At 59.9% G+C, this 17,368-nt stretch carries 19 protein-coding genes; 13 read left to right on the plus strand and 6 right to left on the minus strand.

Going from position 1 to position 17,368, the window contains the following annotated elements:
* Positions 1-64: 64 nt before the first annotated feature.
* The 6 genes from ISX84_RS15905 (at position 65) to ISX84_RS15930 (ending at position 6,405) form a co-directional block, all read left to right on the plus strand.
* Entirely contained in the window at positions 65-1,513 is a 1,449-nt protein-coding gene (locus ISX84_RS15905) for an FAD-linked oxidase C-terminal domain-containing protein (protein WP_195821386.1), read from the plus strand.
* A gap of 57 nt (positions 1,514-1,570) precedes the next feature.
* Positions 1,571-2,713 (plus strand): FAD-binding protein, encoded by a 1,143-nt coding sequence (locus tag ISX84_RS15910; protein WP_195821387.1) that lies wholly within the window; start codon positions 1,571-1,573, stop codon positions 2,711-2,713.
* Entirely contained in the window at positions 2,713-4,035 is a 1,323-nt protein-coding gene (glcF, locus tag ISX84_RS15915) for a glycolate oxidase subunit GlcF (protein ID WP_195821388.1), read from the plus strand. The genes ISX84_RS15910 and glcF overlap by 1 nt, the downstream gene beginning before the upstream one ends.
* 109 nt (positions 4,036-4,144) lie before the next feature.
* Positions 4,145-4,966, plus strand: coding sequence for a trypsin-like serine peptidase (locus ISX84_RS15920; RefSeq protein ID WP_326838750.1), 822 nt, complete (start codon positions 4,145-4,147; stop codon positions 4,964-4,966).
* A 3-nt stretch (positions 4,967-4,969) separates the two neighbouring features.
* Positions 4,970-5,806 carry a trypsin-like serine peptidase gene (locus ISX84_RS15925; RefSeq protein ID WP_195821389.1) on the plus strand — a complete coding sequence of 279 codons (837 nt, stop codon included), beginning with the start codon at positions 4,970-4,972 and terminating at the stop codon, positions 5,804-5,806.
* Positions 5,807-5,937: 131 nt separating this feature from the next.
* Positions 5,938-6,405, plus strand: coding sequence for an Hsp20 family protein (locus tag ISX84_RS15930; protein ID WP_195821390.1), 468 nt, complete (start codon positions 5,938-5,940; stop codon positions 6,403-6,405).
* A gap of 69 nt (positions 6,406-6,474) precedes the next feature.
* On the opposite strand, the gene ISX84_RS15935 is transcribed toward ISX84_RS15930, so the two are convergent.
* Positions 6,475-7,350, minus strand: coding sequence for a LysR family transcriptional regulator (locus ISX84_RS15935; protein ID WP_195821391.1), 876 nt, complete (start codon positions 7,348-7,350; stop codon positions 6,475-6,477).
* 84 nt (positions 7,351-7,434) lie between these two features.
* Between ISX84_RS15935 and ISX84_RS15940 the strand changes: the two genes are divergently transcribed.
* Complete coding sequence (locus tag ISX84_RS15940) at positions 7,435-7,743, plus strand: YciI family protein (protein WP_195821392.1); 309 nt, start codon at positions 7,435-7,437, stop codon at positions 7,741-7,743.
* 55 nt (positions 7,744-7,798) lie between these two features.
* Here the strand turns inward: ISX84_RS15940 and ISX84_RS15945 are convergent, their stop codons facing one another.
* Positions 7,799-9,277, minus strand: coding sequence for an NAD-dependent succinate-semialdehyde dehydrogenase (locus tag ISX84_RS15945; protein WP_195821393.1), 1,479 nt, complete (start codon positions 9,275-9,277; stop codon positions 7,799-7,801).
* Positions 9,278-9,362: 85 nt separating this feature from the next.
* Between ISX84_RS15945 and ISX84_RS15950 the strand changes: the two genes are divergently transcribed.
* Positions 9,363-10,151 (plus strand): alpha/beta hydrolase, encoded by a 789-nt coding sequence (locus tag ISX84_RS15950; RefSeq protein ID WP_195821794.1) that lies wholly within the window; start codon positions 9,363-9,365, stop codon positions 10,149-10,151.
* Positions 10,152-10,272: 121 nt separating this feature from the next.
* Positions 10,273-11,496: a M24 family metallopeptidase gene (locus ISX84_RS15955; RefSeq protein ID WP_195821394.1), complete on the plus strand. Its 1,224-nt coding sequence runs from the start codon at positions 10,273-10,275 to the stop codon at positions 11,494-11,496.
* A gap of 31 nt (positions 11,497-11,527) precedes the next feature.
* On the opposite strand, the gene ISX84_RS15960 is transcribed toward ISX84_RS15955, so the two are convergent.
* Complete coding sequence (locus ISX84_RS15960) at positions 11,528-11,956, minus strand: organic hydroperoxide resistance protein (protein ID WP_195821395.1); 429 nt, start codon at positions 11,954-11,956, stop codon at positions 11,528-11,530.
* Between the two features lie 106 nt (positions 11,957-12,062).
* Between ISX84_RS15960 and ISX84_RS15965 the strand changes: the two genes are divergently transcribed.
* The 3 genes from ISX84_RS15965 (at position 12,063) to ISX84_RS15975 (ending at position 13,569) form a co-directional block, all read left to right on the plus strand.
* Entirely contained in the window at positions 12,063-12,527 is a 465-nt protein-coding gene (locus ISX84_RS15965; RefSeq protein WP_195821396.1) for a MarR family winged helix-turn-helix transcriptional regulator, read from the plus strand.
* Positions 12,528-12,639: 112 nt separating this feature from the next.
* Entirely contained in the window at positions 12,640-12,906 is a 267-nt protein-coding gene (locus ISX84_RS15970; RefSeq protein WP_195821397.1) for a hypothetical protein, read from the plus strand.
* 12 nt (positions 12,907-12,918) lie between these two features.
* Positions 12,919-13,569: a DUF1523 family protein gene (locus tag ISX84_RS15975; RefSeq protein ID WP_195821398.1), complete on the plus strand. Its 651-nt coding sequence runs from the start codon at positions 12,919-12,921 to the stop codon at positions 13,567-13,569.
* 2 nt (positions 13,570-13,571) lie between these two features.
* On the opposite strand, the gene ISX84_RS15980 is transcribed toward ISX84_RS15975, so the two are convergent.
* Positions 13,572-13,949, minus strand: a complete 378-nt coding sequence (locus ISX84_RS15980; protein ID WP_195821399.1) for a histidine triad nucleotide-binding protein — start codon at positions 13,947-13,949, stop codon at positions 13,572-13,574.
* A gap of 9 nt (positions 13,950-13,958) precedes the next feature.
* Complete coding sequence (locus tag ISX84_RS15985) at positions 13,959-15,536, minus strand: DUF5928 domain-containing protein (RefSeq protein WP_195821400.1); 1,578 nt, start codon at positions 15,534-15,536, stop codon at positions 13,959-13,961.
* A gap of 145 nt (positions 15,537-15,681) precedes the next feature.
* Here ISX84_RS15985 and ISX84_RS15990 point away from each other — a divergent pair, with 145 nt between their 5' ends.
* Positions 15,682-16,500, plus strand: coding sequence for a sulfotransferase family protein (locus ISX84_RS15990; RefSeq protein WP_195821401.1), 819 nt, complete (start codon positions 15,682-15,684; stop codon positions 16,498-16,500).
* 9 nt (positions 16,501-16,509) lie between these two features.
* Here the strand turns inward: ISX84_RS15990 and ISX84_RS15995 are convergent, their stop codons facing one another.
* Positions 16,510-17,361, minus strand: a complete 852-nt coding sequence (locus ISX84_RS15995; RefSeq protein ID WP_195821402.1) for a metal-dependent phosphohydrolase — start codon at positions 17,359-17,361, stop codon at positions 16,510-16,512.
* Positions 17,362-17,368 lie beyond the last annotated feature (7 nt).

The raw sequence follows: 17,368 nt of genomic DNA on the forward strand, positions 1-17,368 counted from the left end.
GGTCCGATAAAACTTGCCAATGGGTGAAATTGGTCATATTATTTTACCAAATGGAGGAATGATCATGGAAATGCCGATTCCCGACCCCGCTGTACTGGCGCGCAAGGATCGCGTGGTGGCGCGCTTGCAGGCGGTCTTGCCGACGGATGCGGTCATTCAGGATGCGGCAGAGACGCGGGCCTATGAGTGCGATGCGCTGACAGCCTACAGATGTCCGCCGATGGTGGCGGTTCTGCCTGCAAGCACCCAAGAGGTCTCGGAAATCCTGCGCATTTGTCATGAAGAGGGCGTGCCCGTGGTGCCGCGCGGCTCTGGCACATCCCTTGCAGGCGGGGCCTTGCCGACGGCGGATTGTGTGATCCTGGGTGTGGCGCGCATGAATGACGTGCTGGAGACCGATTATGACAATCGCACGATCAAGGTGCAGACCGGGCGCACGAACCTCAGCGTGACCGGTGCCGTTGAGGAAAACGGGTTTTTCTACGCGCCTGATCCGTCCAGCCAGCTGGCCTGCGCGATTGCCGGGAATATCGCGATGAATTCCGGTGGGGCGCATTGCCTCAAATATGGCGTGACGACGAACAATCTCATGGGCGTCACCATGGTGATGATGGATGGCGAGATCGTCGAGCTTGGCGGGGCGCATATGGGCGCTAGCGGGCTCGACCTTTTGGGACTCATATGCGGTTCCGAAGGGCAGTTGGGCGTTGTGACCGAGGCGACCCTGCGTATTTTGCCAAAGCCCGAGGGTGCACGGCCTGTGCTCATGGGCTTCAACAGTGCTGAAATCGCGGGGGCCTGCGTGGCCGACATCATCAAGGCGGGTGTTTTACCCGTGGCCATCGAGTTCATGGACAAGATGCTGATCGAGGTCTGTGAAGATTTCGCCAAGGCGGATTATCCCATGTGCGAGGCGTTGTTGATTGTCGAGGTTGAGGGATCAGAGGCGGAGATCAACGATCAACTGGCGCTGATCACGGAGATCGCCCGCCGCCACAATCCCGTTGCTCTTCGGGAAAGTGCGTCTGCTGACGAAAGTGCGCGGATCTGGGCGGGTCGCAAGGCAGCGTTTTCCGCCATCGGGCGGATCAGCGACTACATGTGTCTCGATGGTACGATCCCGGTCAGCGAATTGCCCTATGTGCTGCGCCGCATTGGCGAGATGTCGGAGCACTACGGGCTGCGGGTGGGCAATGTCTTTCACGCGGGCGACGGCAATATGCACCCGTTGATCTGTTACGACGCCAACAAGCCCGGCGATCTGGAGATATGCGAGGAATTTGGCGCGGAAGTGCTGAAGCTTTGTGTCGAAGTTGGCGGCTGCCTGACGGGTGAGCATGGTGTGGGGATCGAAAAGCGGGACCTGATGACGCATCAATATGCGCCCGCCGATCTCGAAGCGCAGATGGCCGTGAAGGATGTGTTTGATCCTCAATGGTTGCTGAACCCTGCAAAGGTCTTTCCGCTTGCCGTATCAGAAACACGGCGTGCGCTGGACGTGGCTGCGGAATAGGGGCTTTGCCCCCGCGCCTTTGGCGCTCCCCCAGGATATTGAGAGCCAAGAGAAGATATGAAACCTGACACGGAAGCGGCGCTGGCCGACATTGTAAAATCGGCCAAGGGACCTTTGGCGATTCAGGGCGGGGGCACGCGCGGGTTGTCGCCCCGGGGTGATCTTTTGTCGGTGGCCGGGCTGTCGGGCATTACGCTCTATGAGCCTGGCGCACTGACGATGGTGGCACAGGCAGGCACGCCGATCTCGGAGATTGAGGCGGCGCTGGCCGTTGAAAACCAGCGTCTGGCCTTTGAACCGATGGATCATCGTGCCGTATTGGGCACGCAGGGCGACCCAACGTTGGGCGGGGTGATCTCGGCGAATGTGAGCGGTCCGCGCAGGATTCAGGGCGGGTCTGCGCGCGATTATGCCTTGGGCGTGCGGTTTGTGGACGGCACGGGCACGGCCGTGAAAAACGGTGGGCGGGTCATGAAGAATGTGACCGGATATGATCTGGTCAAACTGATGTGTGGCGCCTTTGGGACGCTCGGCGTTCTCACGGAGGTTTCGCTCAAAGTTCTGCCCAGCCCGGAGACGCAAGGGACGTTGATGTTGCGCGGTCTGGATGATGTGGGGGGCGTGCGGGCGATGTCGGCGGCGATGGGATCTCCCTATGAGATCACGGGGGCAGCCCATTGTGCCAAGATCATGGAGGGGGGATCGGTAACAGCGCTGAGGATCGAAGGGTTCGAGACATCAGTCGCCTACCGCATGGACCGGCTGAAAGACTTGCTGAAGGACTTCAACGCAGACATGAATGTTGCGGATGCGACCATGTCGGATTGGATCTGGAAAAGCGTGCGCGACGCCACTTTGCTGGCGGAGGTGCCGGAAGACATCTGGCGGGTGTCCTGCAAACCCTCCGATGCGCCTGCGCTGATGGCGCGGTCAGGGGCGGTCGGATGGTATTTCGACTGGGCAGGTGGTCTGATCTGGGTGCGCATGCCAGCAGGGGACGACCTGCGCGCGTCTTTGGGCGCCTTTGACGGTCACGCAACCTTGGTCCGGGCATCTGAGGCGACGCGGGCGGCATTGCCAGTCTTTCATCCAGAAGCGCCCGGCGTTGCGAAAATCAGCGCAGGATTGCGCGCCCGTTTTGACCCGCGCGGCATCCTGAACCCCGGTCTGATGGGCCCTGTCGCAAGAGAGGTCGCCTGATGCAGACCACATTCACCGAAAAGCAACTCCAGGATCCGGGCATTCAGCGCAGCAACGAGATCTTGCGCAACTGCGTGCACTGTGGGTTTTGCACGGCGACCTGTCCGACTTATCAGGTGCTGGGGGATGAGCTCGACAGCCCCCGGGGGCGGATCTACCTGATCAAGGACATGCTGGAGAACGATCGTGATCCGGATGCCAAGACGGTGAAACATATTGATCGCTGTCTGAGCTGTCTGGCCTGCATGACGACTTGTCCCTCGGGCGTGCATTACATGCACCTTGTCGACCACGCGCGCGCTTACATCGAACAGCGCTACAAGCGGCCCTTCAGTGATCGGGCGCTGCGTTGGATATTGGCGCGTATTTTACCCTACCCGATGCGGTTCCGGCTGGCGCTGGTCGGGGCGAAGCTGGGGCGGCCCTTTGCGCGGTTGATGCCGGATGCCCGGCTGCGCGCGATGCTGGAGATGGCGCCAAAGAAAATTCCGCCAGTCAGCCGCAACGACGATCCGCAAAGCTTTGCGCCGGAGGTGCCGCGGGTCAAACGGGTGGCGCTGATGACCGGCTGTGCGCAGCGGGCGCTGAACACGGATATCAATGACGCGACCATCCGGCTCCTGACCCGGTTGGGATGCGAGGTGGTGGTTGTCGAAGGGGCGGGCTGCTGCGGGGCGCTGACCCATCACATGGGCAAGACCACGGAGAGCCACGCGACGGCTGCGAAAAACATCCGCGCCTGGGCGCGCGAGATGGATGGTGAAGGGCTGGACGCGATTGTGATCAACACCTCGGGCTGTGGCACGACGGTGAAAGACTACGGGCACATGTTCCGCAATGAGGCGCTGGCGGCGGATGCCAAGCGGGTGTCGGAGATTGCCATGGACGTATCTGAGGTGCTGATGCAACTGGATTTGCCGGAAGGCAGCGACAAGGAGATGGTCATCGCCTACCACGCCGCCTGTTCGCTGCAGCACGGTCAGCAGATCAAAACCTACCCTAAGGATCTGCTGAAACGCGCGGGCTTTACCATTGTAGAGCCTTCCGACCCCCATCTCTGCTGCGGATCGGCGGGGACCTATAACCTCATGCAACCGGAGATTTCCAAAAAGCTGAAAGACCGCAAGATACGCACGCTTGAAGCCAGGCAGCCGGACGTGATTGCCGCAGGCAACATTGGCTGCATGATGCAAATCGGGTCGGGCACGAAACTGCCAATTGTGCACACCGTGGAACTGCTGGACTGGGCGACGGGCGGGCCGAAACCTCCAGCGATGGCTGAAGAATTCAACCCCAGGTCTGAAATCCCCATCCTTCGCTAACGCATTGACGGTGAACCGTTAACCAAAAAACCCGCGGTCAGGCCCTTGCTGCCCTAATTCTGCCGCATCTGATGCGTATTTTTCCCGCATCAATACGAAGGAATTCCTGGTGAAAAAGTGGTTGATTTTGCTGGTTTTGGCAACGCTCGGCGCGACGGGTGCTGCCGCGCAGGATGCGCATCTGAAGGCGTTGGAAAATGGCAATGACGCAAGCCCTTGGGAAGCGGTTGGCCGTCTGGACATCGGTGGCAAGGGGTTTTGTACCGGCGCGTTGATCAGCCCTGATCTGGTCCTGACCGCGGCGCATTGCCTTTATGACAAGACCTCCGGCGAACGGATCAATCACGAGACCGTCGAGTTTCTGGCAGGGTGGCGCAGTGGGCGTGCCTCTGCCTACCGGCAGGTGCGCCGCGCGGTGGTGCACCCGGACTACAGCTACGCCGAAGATGTCTCCTCCGCGCGGGTGCGCAATGACATTGCCCTTCTGGAGCTCGCCCGTCCCATTCGCAACACCACGATTGAACCCTTCGAGACAGCACCCCGTCCGCGCAAAGGGGACAGGGTCGGCGTGGTCAGCTACGCCCGTGACCGCTCCGAAGCCCCGTCCTTGCAGGAAGTCTGCACCGTATTGGCCCGTCAGCAGGGTGTTCTTGTCACCTCCTGTTCGGTTGATTTCGGATCGTCAGGGGCGCCCATCTTTGTCTTTGCAGACGGCAGGGCGCAGATCGTATCGGTTGTGTCCGCCAAGGCGGAAATGAACGGCGAAGACGTCTCTCTGGGCACTGCGTTGGGGGCGCCGCTGGATTTTCTCCGCGCTGAACTGGTGGCGGGGAAAGGTGTCTATCAGAAATCCGCGCCAATTGCCGCACGGGTCGGGATTGGCGAGGGGCGCGGCTCCACCGGCGCAAAATTCGTGCGACCAGTCAACTGACCGATGCGATCTATTCTGATCCTGACATTTGTGGCCTTGCTGGGCGCGACCGGCGCGGTCGAAGCGCAGCAGCGCACCACGTCGCTGACCGGCCTTGGTGGCGCAAACGAGGCATTGGTCTGGCAGGCCGTGGGGCGGCTCGATGCCAATGGTGTCGGGTTTTGCACCGCCACGCTGATTGCGCCTGATCTTGTGTTGACGGCGGCGCATTGCGTCTATTCGCCAACCTCGAACGCGCTGCTGAAAGCAGAAGACCTGACTTTCCGGGCCGGGCTGCGCCATGGCACCTCTGCGGCCGAGCGTCAGATTGCCCAGATCGAGGCGCATCCGGGTTACACGCCGGGGCAGGGTTCGACGGTGGAGAATATCCGGCACGATGTTGCCTTACTGCGGCTCGAAGCCCCGATCCCGACCCATATGCTCGATCCCTTTGTTCTCTTTAATGAGCGGTTTGCGAAAGGGCCGGTCAGCGTTGTGTCCTACGGGCGTGGACGCGCGGAGTTGCCCTCCAGACAGGCGGTGTGCCGCATGTTCGATCGCTATCAGGGCGTGGTGCTGATGGATTGCGATGTGACATTCGGCTCCTCCGGTGCGCCGGTTTTCAGCCACAAGAATGGCCGGGGCCAGATTATTTCCGTCATTTCAAGCGTGGGCCGATTCGAAGGCAAAAAGGTCTCTTTCGGCATGGTGCTCCCGCAGCTTGTGGTCGATCTGAAACGCCAGATGCGGGCCAACAAGCAGAGCCCTCTCGCGACCGCGCGCAGGATCACGATCACCAATGGCACCGGCAGAACAACTTCGACGGGCGGGGCAAAATTTGTCCGTCCCGGGGGGTCTTGAAAGCCTGAATCTCATCCCCACATTACCGGTATCCGGGGTGCCTCAACTGGGCCCCGGCACATACCCATTGTCGGCGGACGTCCATTCATTCGGAGCCGCTGGCGCGTAATCGCTCAAAAGAGGATAACACTATGCGTACCTATGATTTTGCACCGCTTTACCGGGCCACCGTTGGCTTTGATCAGATCGCCGACCTGATGGACCGGGTGCTGACAACCGAGGGCACACAGCCTTCCTACCCCCCTTACAACATCGAAAAACTGGACGATGACGCCTATCGTATCTCGATTGCGGTTGCCGGTTTCTCGGATGCGGACCTCAGTGTCGAGGTGCGTGAAAACGCCCTGATCGTTTCGGCCAAGAAAGCCGAAGAGGACGCGGCGCGCAGCTATCTGCATCGCGGCATCGCAACCCGTGCGTTCGAGCGTCGCTTCCATCTGGCGGACCACGTTCAGGTCACCGGCGCCGCCCATGTTGATGGGATGCTGAACATTGATCTGGTCCGTGAGGTGCCCGAGGCGCTGAAACCACGGCAGATTTCGATCTCCTCGACGAAGCAGATCGAAAAAGACGTGGTCGACGCGAAATCCGTGAACTGACCTCACGCGCACGTCTGAAGGTTTGGCCCGCGTTTCTGACGCGGGCCTTTTGCGTTCCGGCATGTGCGCCTATGTCCAGGACAGCCCGTTCAACCAGTTCTTGACCGCCATAACAGAGGCGCGGTCGCTTTGATCCGCGTGAGACAACAGCCATACATCGCGTGCAGGCAGGCGCGTGTGGTTTCGGATATCGACCCGCTGCAGGCGAGCGTCAGCCGCTGCAATGCTGCAGGGTAAAAGCGTTTTGCCCAATCCTTGCGCGGCAGCTTCCCAGGCGGTTTCTACATCCGCCACTTTCAACGGTGCAAGCCCCACCGGATCCCGCTGCGCCGCCTTGGCAAGCCACCGCGCCTGTGGCAGGCTGGCCTGCGCATCTTCATATTCGATCCAGGGCAGTTCCGAGCGTTCGTGTTCGTCCAGCGTGGATGTGGCGAAGAGGTCAAATGCCAAACGACCCAGTTTTTGCGCCTTGATGCGCAGCCCCCCGGTCGCCGGTCGCGCAAAACGGAGCGCGAGGTCAGCTTCCCTTTTGCTCAGATCAAGCAGCCTCGCCTCTGGGATCAGCTCCAGCGTCAGACCGGGCTCCTGATCCTGCAGCCTGCTGATCTGCGGCACCAGAATCCGGTTGATGATCACGGGCACGGAACTGATCCGCACCACACCGGTCAGACGGGTTGTGATGTGTCCCAACAGGTCTTCCACCGCCATTGCCGCCCGTTCGGTGGTCTCCGCCTGGATCAGGATGGCGTGCCCGATCTCCGTCAGAACATATCGCCCAGCCCCGTCGCGCAGGAACAACGTCACCCCGAGTTTGTCCTGCAAATCCACAATCCGCCGCGCGACGGTTGTATCACTGGTACCCAGATGCCGCGCCGCTGCCAGCAGAGTTTCGGATCGGTGCAAGGCAATCAGATACTTCAGATCATTCCAGTTAAAGCTCTGCATTTTTGCAGATTAAATGGTTACATTTGCTGAATCAATCAGCTTATGTGTGGTGGTAGCTTTGGCACACACACGCTGGAGGATCGCATGACATTCATCATTTTTTTCGAAGACGACGCGCAGGCAGACCCGGACATTCGAAAGACGTATATGCCCGCGCATCTGGACTTTCTCGAGGCGCATTCCGATGCGATCCAATCCGCCGGACCGCTGTCAGATGCCGCAGGTGCCGGGCAGGGCGGTCTCTGGGTTGTGGATGTGCCGGACGAGGCTGCGGCAAAAGCCTTGGTCCACGCGGACCCGTTCTGGCCGACCGGGTTGCGCAAGTCGTTCCGTATTCTGGCGTGGCGCCAGGTTTTTGCAGATGGCAAGCGACGGATCAATCCCAAGACCTGAGCGCAGCAAAAAAGGCCGCATAAGGCGGCCTTTTTCACGAGACTTGATGTGATCGTCAGACCGACATGCAGATGTATTTCATCTCAAGGTAGTCCTCGATGCCGTGGTGGGATCCTTCGCGGCCCAGACCGGACTGTTTCACCCCACCGAAAGGCCCGACCTCGGTGGAGATGATGCCGGTGTTCACACCTACGATCCCGTATTCCAGCGCCTCGGCCACTTTATAAACCCGGCTCAGGTCCTTGGCGTAGAAGTAGCTCGCAAGGCCAAAGATGGTGTCATTGGCCATGGCGATGACCTCATCCTCGTCTTCGAACTTGAAGAGCGGAGCGAGGGGCCCGAAGGTTTCCTCCGAGGCCACTTTCATGTCCTGCGTCACGCCGGTCACGATGGTGGGTTCGAAGAACGTGCCGCCTTTCTCGTGCGGCTTGCCGCCGGTGAGCACCGCGCCGCCGTTGTCGACGACATCCTGCATGTGCTCCTGCACCTTCTCGACGGCGTCCTGATTGATCAGCGGCCCGGTTGTCACGCCCTCTTCGAGACCGTCTCCCACGTTGAGGTCCTCGACCGCTTTCTTCAGCTTCTCGGCAAAGGCGTCATAGACCCCGGCCTGTACGTAGATGCGGTTGGCGCAGACGCAGGTCTGGCCGTTGTTGCGGAACTTGCACAGCATGGCCCCTTCGACCGCTGCATCCAGATCGGCATCGTCGAAGACGATGAAAGGTGCGTTGCCGCCCAGTTCCATGGAGCATTTCATCACCTGATCGGCGGCCTGTTTCAGCAGGATGCGACCGACTTCGGTGGATCCGGTGAAGGTCAGCTTGCGCACGGCAGGGTTCTCGCAGAATTCCTTGCCGATCTCCGAAGAGGAGGAGGATGTGACCACGTTGAACACACCTGCCGGGATGCCCGCACGTTCCGCCAGAACGCCCATGACGATGGCGCTGAGCGGGGTTTCCTTGGCCGGGCGGGCGACAAAGGAGCATCCCACGGCCAGCGCGGGCGCCGCCTTGCGCGTGATCATCGCGTTGGGGAAATTCCAGGGCGTGATCGAGGCCGCCACGCCGATGGGTTGTTTCAGCACGGTGATGCGCTTGTCGCGCTGATGGCCGGGGATCGTCTCGCCATAGACCCGCTTGGCCTGCTCGCCCATGAATTCGATGAAGCTGGCGCCATAGCCGATCTCGCCCTTGGCTTCGGCGTGCGGCTTGCCCTGTTCTGCGGTCAGGATGGTCGCCAGATCATCGGCATTTTCCATCATCAGATCATACCATTTGCGCAGAACGCCCGCACGTTCCTTGCCGGTCCAGCTGGCCCATTCCTTCTGCGCCGTTTCGGCCTGTGCGATGGCGCCCGCGACCTGCGCCCGGCTGAGGTCCGCCACCTCGGCAATCACGTCACCGCGTGCCGGATTGGTCACCTCGAAAGTACCGTTATCGCCGTCGACCCACTGGCCGCCGATATAGGCACGGGTCTCCAGCAGGCTGGGGTCTTTCAGCAGGGATTTGAGATCGGTGTTTAGAATATCTTTCATTTCGGGTCCTCCGCGAAAATGGCTATGGTTGTCATTTCAACTCTGACTATGATTGTCCAGTTCCGAAACGAGGATGACCTTCATGATGCCGCTCGACGATGCTTATGCCAATGCAGCCTATATTGCTGGGGCTGAGACCTATCCGCCAAAGTGGGACGCCGCCGCTGCGGCATTTCGCGAGCGGCTTGGGACGCACGCAGAGGTCGGTGTGTCCTACGGTGGGTCAGACAGGCAGGTGTTTGATTTCTTTAACACATCGGAGGCGCCCAAAGGCACGATGATCTTCGTGCACGGCGGATATTGGAAAGCATTTGATCGCAGCAGCTGGTCGCACTTGGCGGCAGGGCCATTGGCTGCGGGCTGGTCGGTGGCCATGCCAAGTTATGATCTCTGCCCCGATGTGCGGATTTCTGACATCACGCAGCAGATCGCGCAGGCGGTTCAGGTGATTGCCGCGCGGACGGAGGGGCCGCTTGCGCTTGCCGGGCATTCTGCTGGCGGTCATCTCGTGGCGCGGATGCAGGAACCTGCGGTCCTGCCAGAGGCGGTTCGCGACCGGATTGTCCGCGTCGCGCCAATCTCGCCGGTGACTGACCTCATGCCGCTGCTTAAGACTTCCATGAACGAGATCCTGCGGCTTGACGAGGGGGAGGCGATAGCGGAAAGCCCCACCCGTATGGCCCCACCCGCTGCCACCGACGTCAGGATTTGGGTGGGTGCCGAGGAGCGGCCCGTCTTTATCGAACAGGCCGAGGCGCTGGCGCGGGCATGGGGCATCGACACCACCATTGTGCCGGGCAAACACCATTTCGACGTGATCGACGCGCTAGAAGACGCGCAAAGCGACCTCGTGCGTTTCCTGACGGCGACCTGAGCCTTGATCGTGCGCCCGAAATCGTCCAAGCCTTGGCACGGCTACGGGGCGATGGCGTCGCCCTGCGTGCGGCCCGATTTGTCCTGAACGCCGGGACCTTTCTGCATAAGGAGGGTCTGACATGACCACCTCACCCCTTTCCGACCGCCCCGAGATGTATCGCTATCACAATGGCGACAAGTCACCATTGCCTTTCGAGGTCTCAGAATACGAGGCCCGTCTGGCGGAGCTGCGTGAGCGCATGGCGGCAGCGGGCGCATCCGCCGCCGTTTTCACGTCGATGCACAACATCGCCTATTACTCGGGGTTTCTCTACTGCGCCTTCGGGCGGCCTTACGGGATGGTCGTGACCGAAACCGATGCCATGACCATCAGCGCGGGGATCGACGCGGGCCAGCCGTGGCGGCGCAGTTTCTGCGACAACATCACCTACACCGACTGGCAACGTGACAATTTCTGGCGCGCGGTGGCAAGCGTGACCGGCAAGAACGCGATCATCGGTTACGAGGGCGACCACCTGACCCTGATGCAGCGCGACAAGTTGGAGGATTTCCTGCAGCCGCTGACGATGCTGGACCTCTACGAGACCACGATGCGGCAGCGGATGCATAAATCCGAGGCCGAGATTGTGCTCATCCGGCAGGGTGCGCAGGTGGCGGATGTGGGCGGGTATGCCATCCGCGAGGCGATCAAGACAGGCGTGCGCGAGATCGACGTGGCGATGGCCGGACGGGATGCGATGGAGCTGGAGATTGCAAAGCGCTTTCCGGATGCCGAATACCGCGACACCTGGGTCTGGTTTCAGTCGGGTCTGAATACCGATGGGGCGCATAACCCGGTCACGGGGCGTGTACTGGAGCGCGGGGATATCCTGTCGCTGAACACCTTCCCGATGATTTCAGGGTACTACACGGCACTGGAGCGGACGCTATTTGTGCAGGAATGCGATGCGGACAGCCTCAGGATATGGGAGGCGAATGTGGCGGCGCATGAGTATGGTATGAGCCTGCTCAAGCCGGGCGTGTCCTGTGCCGATGTCACCCACAAGATCAACGATTTCTTCGCCGAGCGCGACCTGCTGCAATACCGCACCTTTGGTTACGGGCATTCCTTCGGCGTGCTCAGCCACTATTATGGGCGCGAGGCCGGGCTGGAACTGCGCGAGGACATCGACACAATGCTAGAGCCGGGCATGGTGATTTCGATGGAGCCGATGCTGACAATCGCCGAGGGTAAACCCGGCGCGGGCGGCTACCGCGAACACGATATTCTGGTGATCACCGAGGATGGCAATGAGAACATCACCGGGTACCCATACGGGCCGGAGTTCAACATCGTCGGCTGAGCGCCGCGGCCCGTGAGCCGCGGCAGCAGAATCAGGCCAGTTCCGGCGCGATGTCCAGGCTGCCCTTGGTGGCGTGGCTGTAGGGGCAGACCTTGTGGCCACCTGCAATCAGGTCCTCTGCCACGGCGGCCTCGACGCCAGGCAGAGCGACCTTGATTTTTACGTCGAGACCAAAGCCGAGGTCTTCGCGCGGGCCGATGCCGACGGTGACATTCACCGAGGCGTCGTCGGGCACGTCGATCTTGTTCTGGCCGGCGTAGAACCGCAGCGCGCCGAGAAAACAGGCGGCATAGCCAGTGGCAAAGAGCTTTTCGGGGTTCAACGCATCGCCGCCTGCGCCGCCCAGCTCCTTGGGTGGTACCAGACTTGCGGTGAAGCTGCCGTCATCGAGGGACGATGTACCTTCGCGGCCGCCGCCCGTTGCTGTGGCGCTTGTGCTGTAGAGAATTTTGGTTGGCATGGGTATCTCCCTTTATATCGAGTACGCTATTATCGCACACGATATAAATGATTGAATCGATTTTGTCAATCTTGCGATTAAATCGTCCGCGACCTAAATTGCCAGTATGGCAAACGATCTGACTCCCCCGACCACGGCTGACCCGATGGCGCCGATGCTCTGCTTTGACCTCTATGCGGCGTCGCAGGCCTTTACGCGTGTCTACAAACCGTTGCTGGCGCCGCTGGGTCTGACCTATCCGCAGTACCTGGTGATGCTGAACCTCTGGCCCGACAGCCCCCTGAGCGTGGGTGAGATCGGGCGGCGGGTGAGCCTGGAAAGCAATACGCTCACGCCGCTGATCAAGCGGCTGCAGGAGGCCGGGCTGGTGACCCGCACCCGCGATCCCGAAGACGAGCGCCGCGTGGTGGTGGCCCTGACGGATCAGGGGCAGGCGCTGGAGGCGCAGGCCGCCCATGTACCGGGCTGCATTCTGGAAGCCACCGGCATGCCCCAGGCGGAGATCGAAGCACTGCAAAGGACCCTGCGGGGTCTGACCCGCACCATGCTCGACGCCGCCGCATCAAAATAGGCTTCCCAATGGCGGGGACATTTGCGATGCAGCAATCAAAGCAAGGGCGCATGGGATGTAAATAGAGTTTACATCCCCTATATTGCGGGTAAGCCGCACAAAGGAGATCGGAATGGCCGCACTGGCACGGATGCTGTTCATCGGGTTCATCGTCCTGACGATCATCTACGTCTGTCTATCATTCTACTCGCGGGCCGTTCGGCGTGGTAAGCTGGAAGCCGAGTGGGATGAGGCCAAGGGGCCCGGCGACCGCGAGAGTTTCGTGCGGGCGGGGCTGCAGGATTACGATGGTTCGCTGCGCCGGAAACTCATTCTGGGTGTCTATGTGATCCCGTCGATTGCCATTGCCTTGCTCATCTATTTCACGAATTTCGCCTGAGGGGGCTGATCCATGTTTTACGTCAAATGGGGTTTCATCATCGCCTTCTGGCTGCTGATCGCCTCCTTTTTTCACTACACGCTGCCGCAGGTCGACATCGCGCGGGTCACGGATACCTATGAAAAGCGGATCGACCCTGGCGAGAACCGGCTGTTCTGGGCACAGGCGGATGCAGGCTCTGACCCCAATGCGATCAGCCGGGATGTGTTCTTTATCCAGACGCGCCGGGCCGACGGCACGGTAATGGTCTACCGGAATGAGGACACCGGCTGGGGCTGGCCGCCCTATTTCAAATTCGACACGTCGAACCTGCAGGCGGAAGCGGCGGACGCGAAATCAACGGCTGCGGCGCCGCAATACGTGGCGATCCGGCACTATGGCTGGCGCAACGAGTTCTTTTCGATCTTCCCCAATGCGATCTCGGTCTGGCCGGTGGACGGGCCGGAGGCCAGCAAACCGCTGCCCTGGCTGAACGCGCTGATCCTGCTGTTCCTGGCGGCGATCTTCTACGGCATCTGGGTGCGTTGGCGGCGTTTTCGCCAGGCACGGATCGACCCCAAGCTGGAAGAGATGCAGGACAGCTGGGAAGCCACCGAAGACAGCATTGCCGAGAAACGCAACCGCTTTCGCCGTTGGTGGGCGGCCAAGCGGCGAGGCTACTAGCCTCAGGCTTTTGCCAGCATCCGGCCCAGGGGGCGCCCACCCAGGATGTGCACATGCAGATGGGGCACGTCCTGCACACCGTTTGACCCGGCGTTTGAAATCAAACGGAACCCATCGCCTGCTGTAAGGGCGACACCTTCCAGCTGGCACACCTCGGCAATGGCGCGGGTATAGTCGACGATTTCCGCTTCCGACGCCTCGGATGCGAAGTGATCGTAGCTGACGTAAGCCCCCTTTGGGATCACCAGCACATGGGTTGGCGCCTGCGGATAGAGATCGCGAAAGGCGAGGCTGTGGTCGGTCTCCAACACGGTTGTATTGGGAATTTCGCCACGCAGGATTTTGGCAAAGATGTTCTGATCGTCGTAGGCGTAGCTCATTATGAATCCTTAGTCGGCAAAGAGGTGTGGACTGTCGGCGATATCGCGGGCGGCGTCTTGCGGGATGGACAGGAACTGCGCAAGGGCCTGCGCATTGTCGTCCAGATCACCGCTTTCACGGATGCGGGTGTAGTTCTTGAACTCTGCATCCTTGATGCGGTCACTTTCGAACACCATGTCGTTGCGGATTGTGGGCAGCAGACGTTCTAGCGTTTCGGTAGAGGTCTGTTCCCCCGCAAGGCCGACGCGCATGGCATGGCCGATCAGATACTCGTCGGTAAAACTGCATTCGATCTCGAGCAGGCGGGTGACCGAGCGATCCGCCGCAAAATCCTGCAAAAGCTCGATGTTGCCCGGATCCATGCAGACGATCATGCGGTCGGTTTCATAGTAGTCAAAGAGCATCCGCATCAGCGCCCGGCGGTGGCGGGTACGTTTTTCGAGACTGGTCTGGATGCCGCCCAGATCGGGCAGGGGCGTGTCCTCTTCGTTGAAGAGGTATTCGACCGCGGGCACATTGGTGGTCTGCCGGATGCGGTCCAGCACCCGCTTGGCCACGTGCCATTTCTTGCAGACGACGACGAGCAATTCCCGTTCGCGGCCCAGCGTCGATTCCGTTTCCCAGAACCGCGAGGCAAAACGGCGTCCAACGCGCCCACGCCCGGTGAGGAATTTAAAGAGGCTGGGCCCTTCGCCTGAAATCTGGAACTCTACACCAGAGGCGGCATAAAGCAGGCCGAGCCGGCGTTTCAGATCACTTGCCTCCGGGCTGATCTTGCGCGCAAAGAGGTAATCCTGGCTGATCAGCATGTCGTAGTGATCGTTGTAGAAGGTCACCGGCATGCCGTAATCGGTGAACATCAGAAAGGTCAGGGTACGGCTGCGGATCTCGGTCTCCGGCACCAGATGGGGCACGACGGTCTGGAAAAAGGTTTCATCCGGGATCCAAGTGGTCGCAAAGAACCGCATCACGTCGCGGCGGCCTTTGAGAAAATCGAGCACCTTTTCAACCGTTTCGCGGCGCAGGCACCACCATTGGCTGCCGATCCTGATTTGGATGTCATCGGGCGGTTTGCGGTCGAGCTTGAGACGGCGTTGCAGGTCCATCGAGGCGTAAAACAGCCGCTTGTATTTGCGCTCATTGAAGAAATGACGATAGATCAACCGCTCTTCCTTCATGCCGGTCTTGATCCAGTCGCTGTTGTAGTAATCGAAGCTCTCGATGAAGTCGGCGTCATGCTCATCCAGAAACGCATGGGTGTATTCAGCGGTCTTGATGGCCATGCAATCGCCGGACAGCATGTAGAAATGCGTGGCCCGCGGGTAGGCCTCTACAGCTGCCTGCACCGCGTGCAGGGTGGCTTGAACCAGCGACCACTCCCCCCAGCCGCATTTCACGCGTTTGCGCGCGAAGGTCACATTTGCATTGCCGTTCAATGCGGTACGAATTTTGTCGTAGTGCGCGGGATTGGCGCGGGCGTCAAAGTGGATGGCCATATAGTCGCCAGCCGCAGTCAGTTTTTCCGCCTGCCGGATGATGGCATCGGGGTCTTTATGGCACAAAAGGATAAAGGCGATCTTTGCCACGGTCGATCTGATCTGCTCTTATTGTTGCCAGTCTATATGTTGATAAGCATGAAGGCTCATTGAATAAACCGAAATTATTTGCTCTTTTCTAACCAAATATCGTCAAAAGCCTTGAAACGGGCGGACCGGGCAGGAGCTAGAGAGTATGGGTTTCCCAGGAACCTGGATGACCAGCAGTGAAAGCATGGTGTACCGCGTGGTGCCCAAATGCGCCTGTTCGACGATTGGTCAGATCATGTATTATTCGGATCATGGCGTGTTTTTCGATGGGGATATCCATGACGCGAAGGACGGTCTGCACAAATGGGCGCTGGACGACAGTCAGACTCCGATCGCCGAGAATGTGCAGCAGCATAAGTCCTATGCTTTCACCTGTGTCCGGAATCCGTACACGCGCATTCTGAGCTCTTTCTTCGACAAGATTTGCGGTATTCAGCGCAATGGCAAACGGTATCGCGGCAATCTGGTGCCGGTCTTAATGCAGAAATACGGGATCGATGTGGGCGGCGAGGACGGTCAGGGGGATTTTGACCAGATCGCGTCCTTCCGGCGGTTTTTGCTCTTTGCGCGCGACACCATCAAATTTCGCAAGCCGATGGACCCGGACATCCATTGGTCGGCCATGTCAGGCCACGTGAGCACCTTCATCGTGAACGGTGGGACCTATGACAAGATCGTCTGGACCGAGGATTTCAATGACGGGATGCAGGATGTGCTGAGTGCGATCGAGACGCCGCACCAGATCAAACTGGGTGAGGTGCCCCGTTTCAACGAAAGCGAAGGGCATGGGCCCAAACGCGCACATCCGGTAGAGGACTACTTCGACGATTTGTCGATGCATCTGGTCTATGAAATCTACAAACGGGATTTCGAGCTGTTCCGGTACGATTTTGAGAACCCGTCCAACAAGATGCCCGTCTCGGAGATCGACCTCGACGAGGTACACGCCAAGCTGGGCGACTGACCCCGCAATTCATCTGCCGTCAAACGGACCCAGCAGGCTGGTGCGGTGGTGCACCTGAAAGATGTGGTTGTAGAGTTGCGCCACCCACTGTTTGCCCTCCATCGTGTGTTCCAGATGGTTCAGCGCCGGGCCGATCAGCGGCTGCACCTGCGCCCAGAAGAAATCGGGAAATTTCTCCATCAGGTCCACCGCGCTTTTGTAGCCAAGCTGCTCGGCCATGCCGGTCTCCTCGAACTCCAGATAAAGCGCACCGATTTTGCGGTGATAGAACGGGTCGGCCATCTGACCGATCAGATCGGCGGCCCGCACCAGAGCGGGTTCGCTTGTGGTGGAGCCATAATGCGCGTCATCGGGCACCGGGAAGCGGGTGTAGTCGATGGCGGCTGCAATGCGCTCTTCATCGATAAGGGCGGAATCGGCGAACCGCTGGCGGGCGTACATCATGCCGCGGTCCACATGATACGGTGCCAGATAGGCGTCCGACGCGCCACGTGGTGGGGTGATTGTCTTGCCGGACGGATCAATGACCACATTTGATCCGGCATCTCCCTCGCAGATATCCCGCATGTATCCAACGTCATGCAAAAGCAGGGCGACGATGTAGTGCAGCCAGTCGCAGGGCTGGAGCGCTTCGGTGACCAGACGCCCGCGTATGATCTGCTGGCCCACAAGGGTCACCATGATGGTATGTTCAGCGTTGTGATAGAGCGCGTCGGAATTGGCCAGCCGTTCCAGCACCATCTTGGCGCAGCCGTTGATAAAGGCAGCATATTCCGGTTCGCGCCCGGAGAAATACTGCAGGAATGTCTCTGATAGGTGGTCGCCGAAGGAGGACGCCAGCGTTGCTGTCGGGTTAAACATCTGGACC

The sequence above is a fragment of the Roseobacter sp. MH60115 genome (assembly GCF_015644665.1).
Classification (GTDB): domain Bacteria; phylum Pseudomonadota; class Alphaproteobacteria; order Rhodobacterales; family Rhodobacteraceae; genus Roseobacter.